The sequence below is a fragment of the Pseudochrobactrum sp. B5 genome (assembly GCF_001939785.1).
GTDB classification, from domain to species: Bacteria; Pseudomonadota; Alphaproteobacteria; order Rhizobiales; family Rhizobiaceae; genus Pseudochrobactrum; species Pseudochrobactrum saccharolyticum.
Window position 1 is genome coordinate 815995 of sequence record NZ_MOYL01000001.1, and the last position, 18845, is coordinate 834839.

Consider the following 18845-nt stretch of genomic DNA (forward strand, 5'->3'; position numbering starts at 1 on the left):
AAAGTGCGGAGCTTTAGAGCGCTGTATATCGAATAGACACACAAGGCTGCAGGCTCCGCAGTCTGGGGGTGAAGGTGTAATGGTTATGATTTGCGTGCGCCGACCAGCTCATCCCACTTTCGGAAAGCCTGCACCATTTTTTCCGGTTTCAGCGGCAGCTCAATCGGATTATTGGCAATCAGGTCATCATATTCAGGGCGGCCGAATTGCTTGATAATATCCTGACTATGCTGCGGTGCCATGGATAGCGGCACATTTTTCACTGCCGGCCCCGGATAGAGCGAGCCTTCATTATAGGCAAAGGCCTGTGCTTCCGGTGTGAGCAGGAAGGCCATAATATCCAGCGTCACCGCCAGAACATCCTCTTTCACGCCTTTCGGAATACACATGAAGAAGGCATCAGAAACCCAGTGGAAACCTTTCAGTGTGGAGATTTTGGCTGTTTCCGGCACAATGCCGACCGCGCGCGGATTAATGTCCCAGCCGGTGGTGGTCACGATAATATCGCGTGAACCTTCGCCGAACTCTTTCATAGTTACGCCGGTACCCGCCGGATAATAATCAATATAATCGCCGAGTTCCGCGAGATAGCTCCATGTTTTCTCCCAGCCGTTGATCGGATCGGTCGGGTCTTTGTCACCGAGAATATAAGGCAGCCCCATCATGAAGGTGCGGGCAGGGCCTGAATTTGTCGGACGGGCATAGAGGAAACGGCCCGGATTTTCTTTTGCCCAGGCCAGCAATTCTTCTGCACTTTCCGGTGCTTTTGTCACACGCTCCGGTGCATATTCGAGCAGCGGGCCCGAAGGGTAATAGGTGACAACCACACCGTAACCGGCACCCTGAATTTTATGCAGGTTCAGGGCTGCAGGCTCGTAATTGGCTTCAATATCAGGGAAAGTTTCGTTAAATTCCGGCAGGATTTGCATCCATGTATCTTCGACAAGACCGGCTGCCAGTCCGTCACTGCCGGTTAGTACAAGATCAATATCAACGCGGTTGCTCTTTTGCTGCACTTTGAGCTTGCCGGCGAGTTCTGTCACCGGTGCTTTCAGAAACACAATACGGGAAACCTTATCCGGATTGCGCTCGGCATAAAGTTCAAGAGCAGGCTGTACGAGTGACAAAGCCCCGCCGACATCCATCAGCTTCACTTCGACCGGTTTGGCAGGCAGCGGCATTTTGCGGGCAAAACTTAAGCCGCTGCCGGCCAGAAATGCGGTGGCGGATGCACCTGTAATCAGCACGCGCCGGTTCATTCTCAGATCATTGATTTTCATCCTGTTCCCCTTTTTATTTTTATAAGTTGAGCGGTTTTGATGCTTATGCGTCATGCTCCGGAAAGGTTGCTTTCCGTATAAACAGATCAGATGTCCATTCGATGAAACTCACAGGCCGTTTAATGCCTCGTGCAGCGAGGACAGGTGCCAGAAGTGCCTCAACATTACCGGATGCCATGCGCACTGCTTCATCAAAGGAGGCAATGCCCCATGCCACAAGATTACGCACAGCCTGATCGAGACACAGCGTTGAACCGGCGAGACCGGCACCATTCGGATTTTTGACCATGCCATTATCGTGGCGCTCAATCCGCATATCCGCGAAATGATAAAAGCCTGTCTCAGCCGCTGCTGCGGAAACCGCATCGGTTACCAAGACGGAACGCGAAATCCCCTTCGCCCGTATCATGACTTTGAGCGCTTGCGGCGGAATATGAAATCCGTCGGCAATGAAGCAAGCGGTGAGGCGGTCTTCGGCCAGCTGGGCAAATAACGGATTATCCAGCTTTGGCATATGCTGCGGCAGGCCATTGCCGAGATGGGTGGAGAGGTTGGCTCCGGCCGAGGCTGCTTGAGCCGCAGTCTCAAAGTTACAATCAGAATGGCCGATGGCTGTGAGAATATTGCGGACCTTCATGGCTGCAATGAATTCTTCAGAACCGGAGAGTTCCGGCGCCAGCGTCACCAGCAGGATCGGTGTGGTGATCCGCGCCTGCAACTCCTCAATCAGACTGGCATATGGTGGTGTCATAACGCCGGCCGGATGGCATCCGGCAAAACCCTGTTGCGGATTAAGAAACGGCCCTTCAATATGCAGGCCTAAGCACATCAGGCGGCCAAGTCTGCTATGCTGAATGGCATTATCCAGCACTTGAATACGCTGTAGCAACACATCCGGTGCAGCAGTGATCAGCGTCGGCAAACAGGCGGTGACACCTGTCGCGAGCATAGCTTCTAATGCATGGTCGAGTTCAGATGCGGTAAGCTTGCCGGAGTTGAAATCAACACCGGCAAAGCCGTTGACCTGAAGATCGGTTAAGCCTTTGGTGCGCATGACAAAAGCGACGCTGATTGTGTGTCGAGCAAAGCCACAGTGTTGTTGTGATTTTGCAAAATGGATGCCGGATGAAGCGGCGTTACTGATCCTTCAAGGGCATTTTTAACAGCCTGCGCCTTGCGTTGATCCGGCACGGATAGAATGATCAGGGACGATTTCATAATCTGTTTAATGCTCATGGAGATAGCCTGAGCAGGCACATCTTCCAGCGTGGCAAACCAGCCTTCACCCATTTGCTGGCGGCGGCAGGCTTCATCCAGATCAACAATAATATAGGGTTTGTCGGTCTCGAAATCGGCCGGCGGATCATTAAAAGCCAGATGGCAATTTTCGCCGATACCGGCAAAGCAAACATCAATGCTTTCATCCATGATCAGCTTGCTGAGCCTGCCGGCTTCTGCTTCCGGATTATCTTCGGCATTGATTTCATGGAGTGTCACTTTACCGCCGAGCGGTTCAACAAAACGCTCAATCAGATAGCGGCGGAAGCTTGCCGGATGGCTCTTTTTCATGCCGACATATTCATCCAGATGGAAGGCAGTGACTTTGGACCAGTCAATATCCGGTTCGCGGATCAGTACTTCCAGCATTTCAAACTGGCTGGCACCGGTAGCAACAATAATTGAGGCTTTCCCCTTGTTGCGCAGTGCCGATCTGATGGCCTCCGCACCACGTTTTGCCGCAGCCTCTCCCAATTGTTGTTTCGTGTCGAAAACACGTATTTCCACGCCACTCTCCCTGTTTTAAAAGGCAAAGCATCAGCATTCCCGCGCATGACGCAGGCTGCAAAGCTCTGATTGTAAGGCTGATCGGTAAGGTCGCTTTTTAAAGCTGACACTGACCTCTGCCTCCTCCTGATTAAAAGAATACACCTTCATTTTAGGCTTGCAAGTTATTTTTGAATAATATTATTCAAAATAATAATATGGGATGAGTTGCTATGCAGAATTTTCAGAATCTCCGCTTTTCCGATGCGCATCAGCGTGATTGTGCTCGTGTTGTCAGCAGTCTGCTGGAGGCGGACGGGCAGTCCCGCGCCAGCCTTGCGGCTGCCCTTGAACTCACGTCCATGACAACCTCCCGCACTATAGCGGATTTGCTGGATAATGGTTTTGTAACGGAAGACGTGGCGGAAAGGCGCGGACGCGGGCGCCCCGGAACACTTGTACGATTGAATGCAAAGCGGATCGGTTTCACTGTTATTAAAATGACCAGCTATCTGGTGGAAGGCGCTTTGCTGGATTTGCAGGGGAATATTATTGCCTCGCAGACAAAGCGTTTGAATGATGCTGCTGATAATCAGCAGATGACGGTTTTTTTGCAACAAATGATACAGACATTGCGGGCTTCACAACCGGATATGATGGTGCATGTCGGCACGACAATTCTCGTGGCCGGTATTGTCGATGTTAAAAAACGGGTCTGGCTGATTACATCCCGCTGGCCGCAGGTGCGGGACTTTAATCTCGCTGAAGCTTTGAACCCTGTTACGCCGCTTGTCTGTTTGTTCCGCCAGCTGGATATCGAGCTGGATGTGCATTTCAAAGCAGAGACTGCGCCGGTCAATACCGCCGCATTGTTGCATTGGGGCTGGGGGATCGGGCTTGCTTATTGTTCCCGCGATGTTGCCAGTATTGCTCATCAGGGGCCTTTCGGTGAGATCGGCCATTGGCGTTTCGATACATTACAGGATCGCCCCTGCGGTTGCGGAAACCGAGGTTGTCTGGAAACAGCCGTTGCCCTGCCGGTCTTGTTGCAGCAATTGGGGCTGGATGAGCTGACATGTTTGGGCCAAGAGCAGGATATCGGCGGATATTTGCAGGATGCATCACTTGCAGATCATGCTGATATGCAGCTGGCAACCCGTCTTGTGGCGCGGGCACTGGGCAATATGTGCCGCATTTTGTTTCCTGACAGAGTCTATCTGACAGGGCCGTTTACTTCTAATCAGGCTGTTTTTACTCAGTTATGCAGTCAGTTTCAGGCAGAAGGGCTGGTTGGTGCTTTAAAACTGCCTGATGTGATTATGGTGCAAACCGAAAATCAGGACATTTTGCACAGCGCTATTCGTCCGTTGATTGAGAGCGCTCTCGGAAACTTACCCGCCATTGCAGCGGGAGAATTATAGCGTATCCCGAAAAGTGTGAAGCGCCTTCGCGGGGAAATCAGTCCACCGGACTGATTTCTAAATCCCGCTTCGATCAGATAAGATACGCGTTGAAACAAAGAGTTAGAGCGATTTTACCGATTTAATTTTAACGGGAACCGCTCTAAACCCGCCGTCAGATCATATGCTCTGACGGCGGGTGTATTTTTTAATTGTTAGACTGTTTGGCGCGGGCAACAATCTGCGTCGGATTGACAAAGCGCAGTGCCAGCAACAGCCATACCAGAGTGGTAATCATATAGATCACTGCCATGGCATCAATAGACTGGACTGAGCGTACGCCCGAGGCAAAGACAGAATAATAGAGCGCCACAACAAGCGTCTGGCTGGTTGGTCCTGCGGTGAGAAATGTCAGCTCAAACATGGCAACTGTGCGGACAAGCACCAGCAGCAATGCAGCCAGAATGCCGGGCAGCAGCATCGGCATCAGCACATAGCGAAACAGCTGGAATTTATTCGCACCAAAGACATGCGCGGCCGCTTCCACTTTCGGATCAATCTGCTCAATGAACGGGATCATCACCAGAATAACAAAGGGAACGGTCGGCACCAGATTGGCCAGCACAACGCCCCAGAATGTCCCCCCGACACCCGCCTGATAGAGCACAGTTGCCAGCGGAATACCAAAGGTGATTGGCGGTACCAGCAAAGGCAGCAGAAACAGCAGCATCACCAGATTGCGGCCGGGAAAGTTACGGCGCGCCATGGCATAGGCTGCCGTAACGCCGAGCAGACCGGACAGAGCCACAACCGTGAAGACGATCTGGAAGGTGACGATCAGCACATCGCCGAGTTGGAACTCCCGCCAAGCAGTGAAATACCAGCGCGTTGTCAGTGCCTGCGGCAACCATGTGCCGAGCCAGCGGGTTGAAAAGGACGAGAGCACGACTGTTGCGATCATTGCCAGCAGGTTGATGACAAAAAAGGCAACAATGACCCAGACGGCGGTGATCCATAATTTGGATCCGATAGAGGTATCTCTGATCATATTAGCCTTTACCTCCGCTGGTCGCGCCGCGATAAAACAGACTGCGTATGCCAAGGACTGCCGCGACAATCGCCAGCTGCACAGTGGCCATAATCATGGCAACGGCGGATGCCATTGAATAATCATATTGCTCAAAGGCTGCCTGATAGGCGGCAATGGAAATGACGCGTGTCGGCCCTGCCGGAGCGCCAAGCAATACGGCGGACGGGAAGACTGCGAAAGCCAGCACAAAGGACAGGCAGAAGGTAATTGCCAGTCCCGGCATCAACAGCGGCAGAAGGACGTGGCGGAAGCGCTGCCAACTTTTGGCGCCGTGAGTTGCTGCGGCCTGTTCCAGCGCCGGATCAATGCCGGTGACATAAGACAAAGTGAGCAAAAAGGTGAAAGGAAAGCCGGTAATAATCAGCGATGCGAAGACACCCCAGTAATTATTGGTCAGCTTTAAAGGGCTGTCGACAAGTCCGATAAACATCAGCGTGCGGCTAAACCAGCCCTGAGGCCCAAGATAATTGAGCAAGCCTTCGGCCACCAGTACTGTACCCAGTGTGACCGGCAGAACAAGAATGGTGGTGAGCAGGCGCTGACGGCGCATCAGCCGGACACGGAATGCGACCGGCACAGCAATCAGCAGGCTGATCAGCGTGACAGGGATGGCCAGCCACAATGTCGTTCCGATGGTTTTATACAAAAACGGATCGGAGAAGAATTTGATATAATTGGCAAACATGCCTTCCCCCTCTTGCGGGGTGAAGGAGAGCAGCAAGCCGTAGATGAACGGATAGATAAAGACTCCCAGCAGGAAGATAACCGCAGGCAGAACCAGCATGGTTGTGCCGTCGATCCCTTTGACGGCGAGCCTTTGTCGCAATGACAGTTTTTCAAGATCGGAAGAGGTGTTCATGTGTCACCTCACGCCGGAAACACAAGGGCACGGGCAGGGTCGATAGTCAGAGCGATAGCGCTGCCCGGTGCTGCATTTGCTGAAGCGTGAAACACCAGCTCATGTGTATTATCGGTACTGGCAGTGCCGACAAAATCACGGCCGCGATATTCAATTGTCTCAACTTTAGCCAGAATATTTGATTGGATGCTTGATGCGTTTGCAGCTGTCGTGCTCACATCATCCGGTCGCACTGCAAGAACAGCATTTTGCCCGACGGTCAGCGGCACCCGTGCGGTGCCGGATATATGGGCATTGCCGATATCGAGTGTCACCTTGCCGTTCTGTTCGGCGATAACTTTACCGGAGAGGCGGTTGCGATAGCCCATGAATTCGGCCACATCCAGATGGTCCGGATGTTCATAAAGCTCGACCGGTGAACCGACCTGTCGGATTTCACCGTCGCGGAGCACCACAATCCTGTCGGCCAGCGACAGCGCTTCATCCTGATCGTGAGTCACATAAATTGTTGTTGCACCAAGCTGATTATGAATGCGGCGGATTTCAGCGCGCATTTCCAAGCGCAGCTTGGCATCAAGATTGGACAATGGTTCGTCCATCAGAACCAGAGGCGGTTCAATCACGATGGCGCGGGCAATGGCAACACGCTGCTGCTGGCCGCCCGATAGCTGCCCCGGCAATTTGTCTTCCTGACCATGCAAACGTACCATGGCAATGGCGGCTTCCACACGGCTGTTCATTTCCGCTTTGGGGGTGCCGCGCATTTTCAGGCCGAAACCGACATTCTGGCGTACAGTCATATGCGGAAACAGCGCATAATTCTGAAACACCATGCCGAAACCGCGATCTTCCGGCTTCAGGGTGTCGATACGGGTTTTATCAATAAAAATACCACCACCCGTTGTCGCGAGCAGTCCGGCGATACAGTTCAATGCTGTGGATTTTCCGCAGCCGGACGGGCCGAGCAGGGCAATAAATTCGCCTTTTCTGATCGAAAGGGAGATGCCTTTTAATGCCTGATGGGCTCCGAAAGACCGGCTGAGCTTTTCAAGCCGGATTTCCTCAAAGGGTAGTGACGCAAGTTGCATGAAATACCTCATTGCCGGATGTCACCTGAAATGCAGATGACATCCGTCGTTTACCGGTTTTATTTTGGCTGGCTGGCGACTTCTTCGTCCCAGCGGCGGAACGCGACGACCATGGCATCCGGATCAAGCGGCAGCTCCACCGGATTATTGGCGATCCAGTCGGCATATTCTGCGCGGCCATATTCCGCGATGGCATCCTGACTGGACTGCGGCGCCATGGAAAGCGGCACATCTTTGACCGCAGGACCCGGATAGAAATAGCCTTCATCATAGGTATAGGCCTGCTGCTCAGGGGTGAGCAGAAAGCTCATCAGATCGAGCAAAACAGCGAGTTTTTCATCACTGACACCCTTCGGCACGCTCATGAACTGCGCATCGGCAACCCAATGGAAGCCATCCAGTTTGGCAACGGCTGCTTCTTTTGGCACCACGCCAAGCACGCGCGGATTGATGTCCCAGCCGGTTGTGGTCACAGTCATATGACGGGTGCCTTCGCCAAGCTCTTTCATCAGAGCGCCGGTGCCAGTCGGGTAATATTCAACATATTTATGCAGCTCTTTCAGATAAGCCCATGTCTTATCCCAGCCTTTGACCGGATCGCGCGGGTCTGCATCGCCGAGCAGATATGGCAGCCCCATCAGGAAGGTACGGCCGGGGCCGGAATTGGCCGGACGGGCATAGGCAAATTTATTCGGATTTTCTTTTGCCCATGCGAGCAATTCTTCCGCATTGGCAGGCACTTTTTTCACATGCTCAGGCATATATTCGAGCAGCGGGCCCGACGGATAATAGACGACTGCAACGCCGTGATCTTTGGCAAAGGCCTGCATGCGCCATGCCGGTTCCAGATAAATGGATTGCAGGTCAGGTAAGGCCGCGGTGTGGTCAGGAAACAGCTTGACCCACAGGTCCATTTCCAGTCCGGCAGCCAGCGCATCTGCGCCGGTCAGCACCAGATCAATATCAAGACGTTTGGCGGCCTGCTGCGCTTTCAGCTTGCCCGGAAGTTCGGGTGCCGGTGCTTTGGTGAAAGTGATTTTTGAAACCAGTTCCGGCTTAGCCGCAGCATAATTTTCAATTGCTTTCTGGGTCAGCGCCAGATTGCCGGCGACATCAACAATGTTGATTGCGACCGGCGATGTCGGTAGTGCCAATTTGCTCTGTGCCCAGAGCTTTGTTGCCGGAAGTGTAGCAAGAGCTGCCAGACCACCCAATGTCTGTCTGCGTGTGAAATGCATGACTGTTCCTCCCCGTTGTTTTTTATTGGTAGTGCGGCCTGCCTCCTCAGAAAGGCCGCTCTTTTATTTTAATATATTAGTCTATCAATTTTGCAGGGCAAGCAAAAAATATCCCGTTTTTACGCCTTGGTATTTACGGACTTGAAATCTGAACTGTTTTAGCCGCGCCGTTTGTCAGTAATGTTTCAAGCTGTTGTAAAATGACGGCTTTGAAACGTGCATTTTGGGCGAGTTCGGGTGCGAAAATACTGTCAAAAGCCAGCAATGCATTCAGTATATCCTGCGCAGTGGTGAGCCCCGCCGTTGCCTGCAAGAGTTGTTCACGCAGCGGATCGCGAATGTCGATAGCCTGTCCGTTTTCATCTTTACCAGTTACAAAGCGCATCCATGCGGCAACACCTAATGCCAAACGATCAAAAGACTGACCGGCCAGAAGACGGTTCTGGATTGTATTCAGCAGGCGTTGCGGCAGTTTCTGCGAGCCGTCCATAGCAATCTGCGCAGTCCGGTGATGCAGGGCTGGATTACAGAACCGTTCAATCAGCTGGTCTTTATAGGTTGAAAGATCAAAATTCGGCAGAGCGGGCAGTGTCGGCGTTATTTCCTCATTCATCATGGCGCGGATGAATGTTTTAAAACCGGCAGCGGCCATGGTTGCGGATACGGTTTCACGACCGGCGAGAAAGCCGAGATAGGCAAGTGTAGAGTGACTGCCGTTGAGCAGCCGTAGCTTCATCAGTTCAAAGGCTGCGACATCGCGGACAAAACTTGCGCCGGATTTTTCCCATGAAGGGCGGCCGGAAGGGAAGTGATCTTCAATCACCCATTGGCTGAACGGTTCTGTGCAGACCGGCCATTGATCTTTCACGTTCAAAGCACGGCTGACACTTGCGCGATCCTGATCGGTGGTTGCCGGTACAATGCGGTCAATCATACTGGACGGGAATGCAACATGTTCCGCGATAAAGTGACTAAGTTCCGGATAGGTCAGCTCGGCAAGCCGGACAGTCACACGCTTCAGTGTTTCACCATTGGCTGGCAGATTATCGCAGGAGAGAACTGTGAAAGGCTGTAGTCCTGATGCGTGTCTTCTCCTGATAGCCTCGACCAGAAAACCGGGGGCAGAGCGCGGCGCATGCGGGTGTTTCAGGTCATGGATAATATCGCTGTTGCTCTCATCCAGCGTACGGCTGGCGGGGGCGTAGCAATAGCCTTTTTCGGTCACAGTCAGCGTGACAATGCGGATATCCGGCTGGCACATGGCTTGCAGCACGGCTTCCGGATTTTCCGGTGCGACCAGAATATCGGTGAGACAGCCGATAACATGCAGCTTTTCACCGGCACCATCACGCACGGCAACACTATAGAGATAATCCTGCGGTGCGAGCGCATCTCTGGTGTCGGGGCTGCGCAGAGAAACGCCGGTAATGCCCCAGCTCGGGTCATCCTGCAGAATATTTTCTGTATACACTGCCTGATGCGCACGATGAAATGCACCGATACCTAAATGGATAATCCCTGTTTTCAGATCGGCACGATTATAGGCAGGCTTGCCCACAGTTGCAGGCAGATCGGCCAAGGTTTTATCGGATAGAGAATTGAGTGTTCCGGTCATAATTTATAAGCCTGTTTAGCCAGCCGGTAGCTGAGGTCATGAGCGACTTCATAGGCTTCTTCCTCATCAAGGCGGTGCTCAGCAACAAGACGGGCAAGGAAGGCACAATCCACACGGCGTGCCATATCATGGCGGGCAGGAATGGAGAGATAAGCGCGGGTGTCGTCATTGAAACCGACTGTATTGTAGAAGCCGGCGCTTTCCGTTGTCAGCTCACGATAGCGTCTGATCCCCTCCGAACTGTCATGGAACCACCATGCGGGGCCGAGCTTGAGGGCAGGGTAATGCCCTGCCAGCGGTGCGAGTTCGCGGCTGTAAGCCGTCTCATCCAGCGTGAACAGAATAAGCGTCAGGCGCGGATCATTGCCATGCGCATCCAGCAATGGTTTGAGTTCTTTCACATAGCCGGTCTGGTTTGGAATATCCGCACCTTTGTCAAAACCGAAAGCGGAAAAAATCTGCGGATTATGATTGCGGTATGAACCCGGATGGATCTGCATCACCAGCCCGTCATCAATGCTCATGCGAGCCATTTCGGTCAGCATCTGCGCACGAAACAGTTCCGCATCTTCCGGTTTAACCGGTTGTTTGATGATGCGTTCGAACAGTGCTTCCGCTTCCCCTGCCGAGAGATTGGCTGTCTGTGCAGTCGGGTGACCGTGATCGGTGGATGTTGCGCCGCGTGCCTTGAAATAGGCACGGCGGTTGCGGTGCGCCTGCAAATAACCCTGATAAGTCATCGGATTATTTGTCAGTGCGATAAATTTTTCCAGTTCACTATGAAAGTCCGGACGGGATGCATCAACCACTGCATCCGGCCGGTAGGCGGGGACAACGCGTCCGTGCCAGCCTGAGCTAAGGATCGCATCATGATGTGTCAGGGGATCATTGGCGGAATCCGTAGTGGAGATTACTTCAATATTGAAGCGGTCATATAGCGCGCGCGGACGCATTTCCGGCGTCGCCAGCCTCTCGGAAATCAGGTCATACAGCCGGTCGGCATTGTTCTCGCTGAGACGTTCCGTAATGCCGAAAACGCTCTCCAGAGAATGTTCAAACCAGAGGCGGGACGGTGTGCCGCGAAACAGAGGCCAGTGTTTTGCAAATAGTCGCCAGATGGTGCGGCTGTCGGTTTCCACCGCTGCGCCATCCAGACGTGCAATGCCTAATTGCTCCAGCGGAATGCCCTGTGAGTAGAGCATACGGCAGATATAATGATCGGGTTTGACAAACAGGGTTGCTGGATCGGGAAAAGCGGCATCTGTCGCATACCATGACGGTTCGGTATGCCCGTGCGGGGAGATAATCGGCAGTTTTTCGACCGATGCGAACAAGCGTCGCGCTATGGCGCGGCTGTCTGCCTCCGCAGGCAGAAGGCGATCCGGATTGAGTGCCATTACTGGTCTTTTCCTCCCTGACAGACTTTGAGGTCTGTTTCCCGTCATTGCTGTCCGGCTTTTTCTGTCCGCGGTTTTTGATCCGTCTTGTACAGAATTTGCATCCGGCGCTTGGCGAACAGTAAATAATAATATATTAGTATGTCAACAGCGCATGGATTTTTTGTTTCGGATCGCAGTTGCGAGCGGATAAACAAGACCTGAAGACTTGAGATTCAGGCAGGAGAACAAGATTGAACACGCAGCCGACATTCGGGCAGATATCCTCAGGAAGGCGGCCTGCCGCAGGACGTGAAACCGCAGCAAAGCTGATTTACCGCGCATTACAGGCGGATATTGTTGCAATGAAGCTGCTGCCTGGCACGGCGCTGAACGAGAAAACTTTTATTGAGCAATTCGGTGTGAGTCGAACGCCGGTGCGTGAGGCGCTTATTCGTCTGGCTGAAGAAGGGCTGGTCGATATTTTCCCGCAGTCCGGCACTTTCGTGGCGCGCATTCCGGTTGATCTGATACCGGAATCTGTGGTGATCCGTCAGGCGCTGGAAGGAGCGACGGCGGAACACGCGGCATTATCGTCAACACCGGAAGCCGTCGCTAAGCTGGATGAGCTGATTGATATGCAGCAATTCCATGCCAGCCGTGAAAAGTTGGGGCTGTTTCATGAGGCAGACGATGCTTTCCATGAGGCGGTTGCGGAAATCGCCGGTTATCTCGGTATCTGGCAGCATTTGAAGCTTGTGAAAATCCAGATCGACCGTGCACGGCGCATGACCGTTCCGGTGCTGGGGCGTATGGATCAGGTTTTGCGCGAACATAAACTTATCAGGGATGCCATTGCCGCTAAAGATGCACCGGAAGCGATAAAGGCGATGAAGCATCATCTCAGCGCGGTTTTGCCGGATATTGACGAGTTGCGGAAAAGCCATCCGGATTTCTTTGTCTGATCAGGCGTTCGTCCGCTGCCGCAGATTTTCAAAATCATAAAATATTAAAACTTATTCGGAGGAGGGGTTAATGCGTCAAGCGTGGAGATGGTTCGGGCCGGATGCCGGTGTGCCTTTGGATGCTGTACGTCAGGCCGGAGCGACAGATATCGTATCTGCTTTGCATGATGTGCCGATCGGACAGGCATGGACGTCTGGTCAGATTGCAGAACGCAAGACGCTGATTGAAAATACCCCTTCTGACCGCACGCCGCTTGTCTGGTCTGTGGTGGAAAGCATCCCGATTTCGGATGCGATCAAGCGTGAAGGCGGTGCCGCAAAACAGGATATCGCCGCATGGATTGCCTCAATGGAGGCATTGGCGGCACATGATATTAAAGTCATTTGCTATAATTTCATGCCGGTTGTGGACTGGTGCCGCACTGATCTGGATTATGTCACGCCAAGCGGCGCAACAGCCATGCGTTTTGATCAGGATCGTTTTGCTGCTTTTGATCTGCATATTTTGCAGCGTAAAAATGCGGAACGTGATTATTCCGAAACTGACCGTCTTGCCGCCCGTGCAACCTATGAGGCGATGAGCGAGATTGAAATCAATCAGCTGATTTTCAATATTGCCAGTGCTTTGCCGGGTTCGACAACCGAGCCGCTGACGATACCGGCTTTCCGCGACAAGCTGGAAACCTATGCCCATGTTGATGCCAATAAGCTGCGGCAAAATCTGATCGCTTTTTTGGAAGAAGTGACCCCCGTTGCGGACGAGTTGGGTGTACGCCTGACCCTGCATCCGGATGACCCGCCGCGCTCCCTGTTCGGACTGCCGCGCATTGCTTCAAATGAAGCTGATTATGCAGCGATTTTTGATGCGGTGCCGTCTCCGGCCAATGGCATGTGCTTCTGTTCCGGCAGTCTTGGTGTGCAGGCGGATAATGATCTGCCTGCAATGGCGCGCCGTTTTGCATCACGTATCTATTTCTCGCATTTACGGGCAACCACGCGACAGGGTGACGGGCGCAGCTTCTATGAAGCCGCCCATCTTGAAGGCGATGTGGATATGGTTGCATTGCTGCGTGCGCTGGTCGAGGAAGACCGCAAGCGGGATAGCGGATCAAAGATTATTTTCCGCTCTGATCATGGTCACCGTATGCTGGATGATCTGGCAAAGCAGGTGACACCGGGTTATCCGGTTATCGGGCGGTTACGTGGCCTTGCAGAATTGCGCGGGGTAATCACTGCATTGGATGCCGGTACTTTGTGTCCGGCAAAGGCGGGCGGGTGAGTGATGACCCGTCAGAACAGTCCGGTTATTGTCCTTCATCCGTCTGACCATGTGGCGGTTGCGCGGGTGACAATCCGTGCCGGAGAACCTGTCGGCAGTGGTGAACTTGTAGCCGCTAATCTGATCGGCAAAGGGCATAAAGTTGCACTTGTACCCATCACAAAAGGACAGGAAATCCGCAAATACGGCAATGTGATTGGTGTCGCGACAGAAGATATTGCTGCGGGTGCGCATGTGCATCTGCATAATTTGGCAATGCTGCCGTCACAGCACGAGCATGAATTCTGTGTTGATTATGCGGAGCCGGAATTGTTTCCGGAAGCGGAAAGACGCAGTTTTCTGGGGTTTGACCGCAGTGCAGGCGGGGTTGGTACGCGCAATTATATTGGTGTGATTGCAACGGTGAATTGTTCAGCCACTGTTTCGCAATATGTGGCGGATCATTTCAACCGCATGGGCGGGCTGAAAGACTACGATAATATTGACGGTGTTGTTGTGCTTGGTCATGCGGGCGGCTGCGGGATCAATACACAGTCGGAAGCCTATCGGGTTCTCACCCGCACAATACAGGGCTATGCCCGTCATCCCAATTTCGGCGGCGTGTTGCTGATCGGGCTGGGTTGCGAAACCAATCAGATTGCTCCGATCCTTGAACATTACAAGCTGGAAGAAGGTGAGCGTTTGCAGACGCTGACCATCCAGCAATATGGCGGCACACGGAAGACAATTGAAGCGGCGATTGCAGCGATTGAAACAATGTTGCCGGTTGTGAATGCGGCGCAGCGCACGCAACAGCCTTTGTCGCAGCTTAAACTCGGCTTGCAATGCGGCGGCTCGGATGGTTATTCGGGCATTTCCGCAAATCCGGCACTCGGCTATGCATCGGATTTACTTGTGCGGCATGGCGGCACCAGTGTTTTATCGGAAACGCCGGAGATTTATGGTGCTGAACATTTGCTGACCCGCAGGGCGGCGCGGCCGGACATTGCTGAAAAGCTGTTGTCACGGATTGACTGGTGGCGCGATTACACGCAGCGCAACGGCGATGAGCTCAATAATAATCCGTCTCATGGCAATAAGTTGGGCGGGCTGACCACAATCCTCGAAAAATCGCTCGGTGCCGTGGCGAAAGGCGGCTCTATGCCACTGCGTCAGGTTTATGAATATGCGCAGACAATTGATGAGGCGGGTTTCGTGTTTATGGATACACCGGGCTATGATCCGGTCTCTGTAACAGGGCAGGTGGCAGGGGGCTGTAACCTCATCTGTTTCACCACAGGGCGTGGTTCGGTCTCGGGTTTCAAACCGGCGCCGAGTATTAAAATTGCAACCAATTCAGATATGTATGAGCATATGAAGGAAGACATGGATCTGAATTGCGGTGGCATTGTTACCGGCGAGGAGAGTATCCAGCAGGCAGGGGAACGTATCTTTGAGGAGATTATTGCTGTTGCTTCCGGCCGCAAGACAGTGAGTGAAATTTACGGCTATGGCGATAATGAATTTGTGCCATGGCAGCTCGGGGCAACGACCTGAAAAGCAAATAACGTTACGGGGGAACGGTGAGGAAAAAGCTCTTTTTGTCTGCCGGTGAATGTATGATTGAAATGTCCTCACTGGGAGGCAGTGAGTTTTATCTTGGCTTTGCAGGCGATACTTTAAATACCGCATGGTATGCCCGTGCTTGCTTGTCTCCGCAGGAATGGGATGTGTCGTATTTTACCCGTATCGGTACGGATAGTTTTTCTGCCAAGATGAAAGATTTTCTGAACCGGAACGGGATCGGTACTGACTATATTGAGGAAGATGCGCAGCGTCAGGCTGGTCTTTACCTGATCGAAGTTGAGAACGGGGAACGGCATTTTACCTATTGGCGCAACCAGTCGGCAGCACGCCTGCTGGCGGCCAATCAGCCATTGCTCGCCAAGGCTTTTTCTGATGCCGATATCATCTATTTTTCTGCGATTACGCTGGCTATTCTTTGTCCTGAGCAGCGGACAGTATTTATTTCTCATTTGCGAGATGCTGCCCGCTCCGGAAAAACGGTGGTATTTGATACCAATATCAGGCCGCGTTTGTGGGAAAGCCATGATGTTTTGCGCGAAACGATCATGCAGGCAACAGCGGTTGCGCAGATTGTGTTGCCGAGTTTTGATGATGAAGCGGCAATGTTTGGCGATCGTAGTTTAGAGGATTGTGCTGCCCGCTATCGCGCTGCCGGTGCGCAAGCTGTTGTGGTTAAAAACGGCGGCGGTACAATGCTGATTGCTGATGACAGTGGCACACGTCAGATCACGAATATTGAGCCACTTATACCGGTGGACACAACCGGTGCCGGAGATTCATTCAACGGCGGTTTTCTGGCAGCACTGCTGAGCGGTAAAGATATTGAGACGGCTGTTAAAGCCGGACATGCTGTTGCCTCTCAGGTGGTGATGCAGCGCGGAGCGTTAATGCCGATGGGAAAATTAGTGTAATAGGTAAAAGTCATTTATTTGCAGAGCCTTAATAAAAAGGCCGGTTTAAACCGGCCTTTTTTATTCATTTATTTTACTGGTTTGATATTCATCGCCAGCGTGTCTTCATCAGCGCGCGGTGTCAGCTCCACCTTGTCCTTCTTCACAGCCCATGCACTGAGCTGGATCGCCAGCGGCAGATCAGGACGGTCTGTTGCCACCAGATTATTCGCCTTTTCAAGCAATGTACGGCGCTCATCTGCATCCATCGCTGCCGCTGCATCTTCAATCAGCTTGTCCATTTCCGGATTGGCATAGCCGCGCACGTTAAACGCACCCAGCGATTTTGCCGGTTCATTGGAATGCATCAGCGATGACAGCATATAGTTAGCCTCGCCGGTCAATGTGCCCCAGCTTGCCATATAGAGCGAATACTCGCCACGGGTTTTCGCAGGGTTAAACACCGCCGCCGGAACGCCATTTACATCCGCAGTAATGCCGATTGCAGCCAGCATCTGGGCGACGGTAGGTCCCAGCTCATTCGGCATACGGTCATTCGAATAGCTCAGTGTAATTTTGAAACCATCCGGATAACCGGCTTCTGTGAGGAGCTCTTTTGCACGATTAATGTTGAATTCCGGTGCCTGCAACGACTTGTCATAGCCGAAAATATTGGAGGTCACCAATTGTGTCGGTACGGCTGCCATGCCTTCCAGAGCGAATTCGACAATAGTCTCGCGATCAATCGCCAGATCAAAAGCTTCTCGCACACGCGGATCAAGCAACGGGTTTTTATCCAGCTTGCTGCCATCCTTGGCAAATACCATCGGGCTTTTTTCGCGGAAATCAAATTCGAGATAGCTGATATAGATACTCTCGTTTTTGACAACCGTCAGCGATGAATCCTGTTCAAGAACAGGCACATCCGAGGCCGGCACTTTGGAAATAACATCAACCTGACCGGCTTTGAGCTGAGCAACACGGGCAGCATCATTCGGAATTTCCTTGCGGATAACGCGATCCCACGGCTGTGCACCGCCCCAGTAACCGTCGAAACGCTCCAGAACCAGATCCTGTGTCGGTGCCCATGAAACGAATTTATAAGGGCCGGTGCCGATCGTGGCTTTACCGGTATTGAAGCCTTCCGCAGCGGTTTCCTGTGTTGAATAGGCAGCTGCTGCTTTGTGTGAAGTGATAAACAGGCGGATAAAATCATTCGGCAAAGTCGGTGCTGCAGAATTTGTGGTCACGCGCACAGTCAGCGGATCAACCACTTCTACCGATTTAACACGGCGCACAAAAATCGTTGCCGGATTTGGTCCTGTTACATGCGGAATACGCTCGATGGAGAATTTAACATCTTCCGCTGTAAAATCCGAACTGTCATGGAACTTCACACCTTCGCGCAGTTTGAATTCCCATGTCGTATCATCAAGTGCCTGCCAGCTCACGGCCAGCGACGGTTCAAGCTCAAGATTGTTGCCTGAGCGGATCAGCGTATCGAAAATATGTTTCGTCGCTTCGGCATTGGCAGCGGTCGCCGTAAAATGCGGGTCCATTGAGGCAGGGCCGGCTTTAATTGCCATGACCAGATCGGCGGCAAAAACCTGTCCAGCGCTAAAAAGCAATGTTGTGCCAAGCATTAAAGCATGCAGTGTTTTTTTCATGTGAATAGTCCAGTCCCCATTTATTAGTCTTGTTCAAACTCTTCATCACGCTCCGGTAGATCGGAGGCAATTGTTTCCGGCCATTCGCGGGAGGCGATCACCAGTTTGGTCAGCAATTCCGAAAGCATCATGCGCTCAGCAGGGCTAAGTGTTTCCAGCATCAGGCGTTCCCGCTCCAGCATCGGCGTCATTTTCGCTTCAACAATGGCGCGCCCTTCATCGGTCAGGCACAGCACCACACGGCGCAGGTCATCACTGTCATCCTCGCGTTGCACCAGTTTCAGGCGCGTCAGCTTTTTGGTGGCGCGGCTCAGTGTGTTTTTCGGAAAACCGGAACCGGCAACCACTTCGGACAAAGTCGTGCGGTCGCGCAGAAACAGCGAATACAGCACCACAAATTCCGGCCGCAGCAGATCATGATCAGTACCGATCAACCCGTAGATCGGATTGTTATAAACCAGTGCCAGATAGTTGATCCGAAAGGACAGCCAGCACGGATTTTCCCATAATTTTGTATGCAGAATATCGCTTTCGCTGATGCGGCTGTCCGCCGCCTCGCTACGCCCTGCGCGCCCCTCTAACAGAGCGATTGCTACGCGTTCCTCCATCACTTCTCCCCGTGACAGTTTAGCAATTAAGTTCCATTCAGAACAAGATATAGCTTGTTTTAAGGATGTCAAACGTAATTTTTGTTCCAATTGGAACTTGTATGCGAAATATTTTCATGGATAATAGTTTTCAGAAACCCATGAGCGCAGACTCGGGAAC

General features: G+C 52.5%; 16 protein-coding genes. 5 read left to right on the top strand and 11 right to left on the bottom strand.

Going from position 1 to position 18845, the window contains the following annotated elements; all coding sequences use genetic code 11:
• Positions 1-83: 83 nt before the first annotated feature.
• From BKD14_RS03665 to BKD14_RS03675, 3 genes are read right to left on the bottom strand one after another with little or no spacing between them, the layout of a single operon-like run.
• Positions 84-1265 (bottom strand): extracellular solute-binding protein, encoded by a 1182-nt coding sequence (locus BKD14_RS03665; RefSeq protein WP_075654771.1) that lies wholly within the window; start codon positions 1263-1265, stop codon positions 84-86.
• Positions 1266-1323: 58 nt separating this feature from the next.
• The gene (locus BKD14_RS03670) at positions 1324-2334 is read right to left on the bottom strand and encodes an N-acetylglucosamine-6-phosphate deacetylase (RefSeq protein ID WP_075654308.1); all 1011 of its coding nucleotides are present in this window, start codon (positions 2332-2334) and stop codon (positions 1324-1326) included.
• Positions 2316-3065, bottom strand: a complete 750-nt coding sequence (locus BKD14_RS03675) for a glucosamine-6-phosphate deaminase (RefSeq protein ID WP_075654309.1) — start codon at positions 3063-3065, stop codon at positions 2316-2318. The genes BKD14_RS03670 and BKD14_RS03675 overlap by 19 nt, the downstream gene beginning before the upstream one ends.
• 212 nt (positions 3066-3277) lie before the next feature.
• On the opposite strand from BKD14_RS03675, the gene BKD14_RS03680 reads away from it, so the two are divergent.
• Positions 3278-4465, top strand: coding sequence for an ROK family protein (locus BKD14_RS03680; RefSeq protein ID WP_075654310.1), 1188 nt, complete (start codon positions 3278-3280; stop codon positions 4463-4465).
• A 187-nt stretch (positions 4466-4652) separates the two neighbouring features.
• Here the strand turns inward: BKD14_RS03680 and BKD14_RS03685 are convergent, their stop codons facing one another.
• The 6 genes from BKD14_RS03685 to uxaC all read right to left on the bottom strand — a co-directional run bounded on the left by BKD14_RS03685 (position 4653) and on the right by uxaC (position 11731).
• The gene (locus BKD14_RS03685; RefSeq protein WP_022710252.1) at positions 4653-5492 is read right to left on the bottom strand and encodes an ABC transporter permease subunit; all 840 of its coding nucleotides are present in this window, start codon (positions 5490-5492) and stop codon (positions 4653-4655) included.
• A 1-nt stretch (position 5493) separates the two neighbouring features.
• Positions 5494-6393, bottom strand: a complete 900-nt coding sequence (locus BKD14_RS03690) for a sugar ABC transporter permease (protein WP_075654311.1) — start codon at positions 6391-6393, stop codon at positions 5494-5496.
• Positions 6394-6401: 8 nt separating this feature from the next.
• Positions 6402-7481, bottom strand: a complete 1080-nt coding sequence (locus BKD14_RS03695) for an ABC transporter ATP-binding protein (protein ID WP_075654312.1) — start codon at positions 7479-7481, stop codon at positions 6402-6404.
• Between the two features lie 59 nt (positions 7482-7540).
• Complete coding sequence (locus tag BKD14_RS03700; RefSeq protein WP_075654313.1) at positions 7541-8719, bottom strand: extracellular solute-binding protein; 1179 nt, start codon at positions 8717-8719, stop codon at positions 7541-7543.
• A 133-nt stretch (positions 8720-8852) separates the two neighbouring features.
• Positions 8853-10334, bottom strand: coding sequence for a mannitol dehydrogenase family protein (locus BKD14_RS03705; RefSeq protein ID WP_075654314.1), 1482 nt, complete (start codon positions 10332-10334; stop codon positions 8853-8855).
• The gene (uxaC, locus tag BKD14_RS03710) at positions 10331-11731 is read right to left on the bottom strand and encodes a glucuronate isomerase (protein WP_075654315.1); all 1401 of its coding nucleotides are present in this window, start codon (positions 11729-11731) and stop codon (positions 10331-10333) included. Before uxaC ends, BKD14_RS03705 begins: the two co-directional genes overlap by 4 nt.
• A 260-nt stretch (positions 11732-11991) precedes the next feature.
• Here uxaC and BKD14_RS03715 point away from each other — a divergent pair, with 260 nt between their 5' ends.
• The 4 genes from BKD14_RS03715 to BKD14_RS03730 all read left to right on the top strand — a co-directional run bounded on the left by BKD14_RS03715 (position 11992) and on the right by BKD14_RS03730 (position 16431).
• Positions 11992-12675, top strand: coding sequence for a GntR family transcriptional regulator (locus BKD14_RS03715; protein ID WP_245293580.1), 684 nt, complete (start codon positions 11992-11994; stop codon positions 12673-12675).
• A gap of 70 nt (positions 12676-12745) precedes the next feature.
• Positions 12746-13954 carry a mannonate dehydratase gene (uxuA, locus tag BKD14_RS03720; RefSeq protein ID WP_075654316.1) on the top strand — a complete coding sequence of 403 codons (1209 nt, stop codon included), beginning with the start codon at positions 12746-12748 and terminating at the stop codon, positions 13952-13954.
• Between the two features lie 3 nt (positions 13955-13957).
• On the top strand, positions 13958-15490 hold the full coding sequence (locus BKD14_RS03725) for an altronate dehydratase family protein (RefSeq protein WP_075654317.1): 1533 nt from the start codon (positions 13958-13960) through the stop codon (positions 15488-15490).
• Between the two features lie 62 nt (positions 15491-15552).
• On the top strand, positions 15553-16431 hold the full coding sequence (locus BKD14_RS03730) for a sugar kinase (RefSeq protein ID WP_075654318.1): 879 nt from the start codon (positions 15553-15555) through the stop codon (positions 16429-16431).
• A gap of 68 nt (positions 16432-16499) precedes the next feature.
• On the opposite strand, the gene BKD14_RS03735 is transcribed toward BKD14_RS03730, so the two are convergent.
• Together BKD14_RS03735 and BKD14_RS03740 are read right to left on the bottom strand one after the other, a co-directional pair.
• Positions 16500-18077 carry an ABC transporter substrate-binding protein gene (locus BKD14_RS03735; RefSeq protein ID WP_075654319.1) on the bottom strand — a complete coding sequence of 526 codons (1578 nt, stop codon included), beginning with the start codon at positions 18075-18077 and terminating at the stop codon, positions 16500-16502.
• A 23-nt stretch (positions 18078-18100) separates the two neighbouring features.
• Positions 18101-18685, bottom strand: a complete 585-nt coding sequence (locus tag BKD14_RS03740; protein WP_075654320.1) for a winged helix DNA-binding protein — start codon at positions 18683-18685, stop codon at positions 18101-18103.
• Positions 18686-18845 lie beyond the last annotated feature (160 nt).

Bases quoted from the DNA above. Each gene is read 5' to 3' on its own strand.
- BKD14_RS03735 (WP_075654319.1), bottom strand. From the start codon at position 18,077: ATGAAAAAAACACTGCATGCTTTAATGCTTGGCACAACATTGCTTTTT.
- uxuA (WP_075654316.1), top strand. From the start codon at position 12,746: ATGCGTCAAGCGTGGAGATGGTTCGGGCCGGATGCCGGTGTGCCTTTG.
- BKD14_RS03730 (WP_075654318.1), top strand. From the start codon at position 15,553: ATGATTGAAATGTCCTCACTGGGAGGCAGTGAGTTTTATCTTGGCTTT.
- BKD14_RS03685 (WP_022710252.1), bottom strand. From the start codon at position 5,492: ATGATCAGAGATACCTCTATCGGATCCAAATTATGGATCACCGCCGTC.
- BKD14_RS03705 (WP_075654314.1), bottom strand. From the start codon at position 10,334: ATGACCGGAACACTCAATTCTCTATCCGATAAAACCTTGGCCGATCTG.
- BKD14_RS03700 (WP_075654313.1), bottom strand. From the start codon at position 8,719: ATGCATTTCACACGCAGACAGACATTGGGTGGTCTGGCAGCTCTTGCT.
- BKD14_RS03680 (WP_075654310.1), top strand. From the start codon at position 3,278: ATGCAGAATTTTCAGAATCTCCGCTTTTCCGATGCGCATCAGCGTGAT.
- uxaC (WP_075654315.1), bottom strand. From the start codon at position 11,731: ATGGCACTCAATCCGGATCGCCTTCTGCCTGCGGAGGCAGACAGCCGC.
- BKD14_RS03690 (WP_075654311.1), bottom strand. From the start codon at position 6,393: ATGAACACCTCTTCCGATCTTGAAAAACTGTCATTGCGACAAAGGCTC.
- BKD14_RS03725 (WP_075654317.1), top strand. From the start codon at position 13,958: ATGACCCGTCAGAACAGTCCGGTTATTGTCCTTCATCCGTCTGACCAT.
- BKD14_RS03670 (WP_075654308.1), bottom strand. From the start codon at position 2,334: ATGCGCACCAAAGGCTTAACCGATCTTCAGGTCAACGGCTTTGCCGGT.
- BKD14_RS03695 (WP_075654312.1), bottom strand. From the start codon at position 7,481: ATGCAACTTGCGTCACTACCCTTTGAGGAAATCCGGCTTGAAAAGCTC.
- BKD14_RS03740 (WP_075654320.1), bottom strand. From the start codon at position 18,685: ATGGAGGAACGCGTAGCAATCGCTCTGTTAGAGGGGCGCGCAGGGCGT.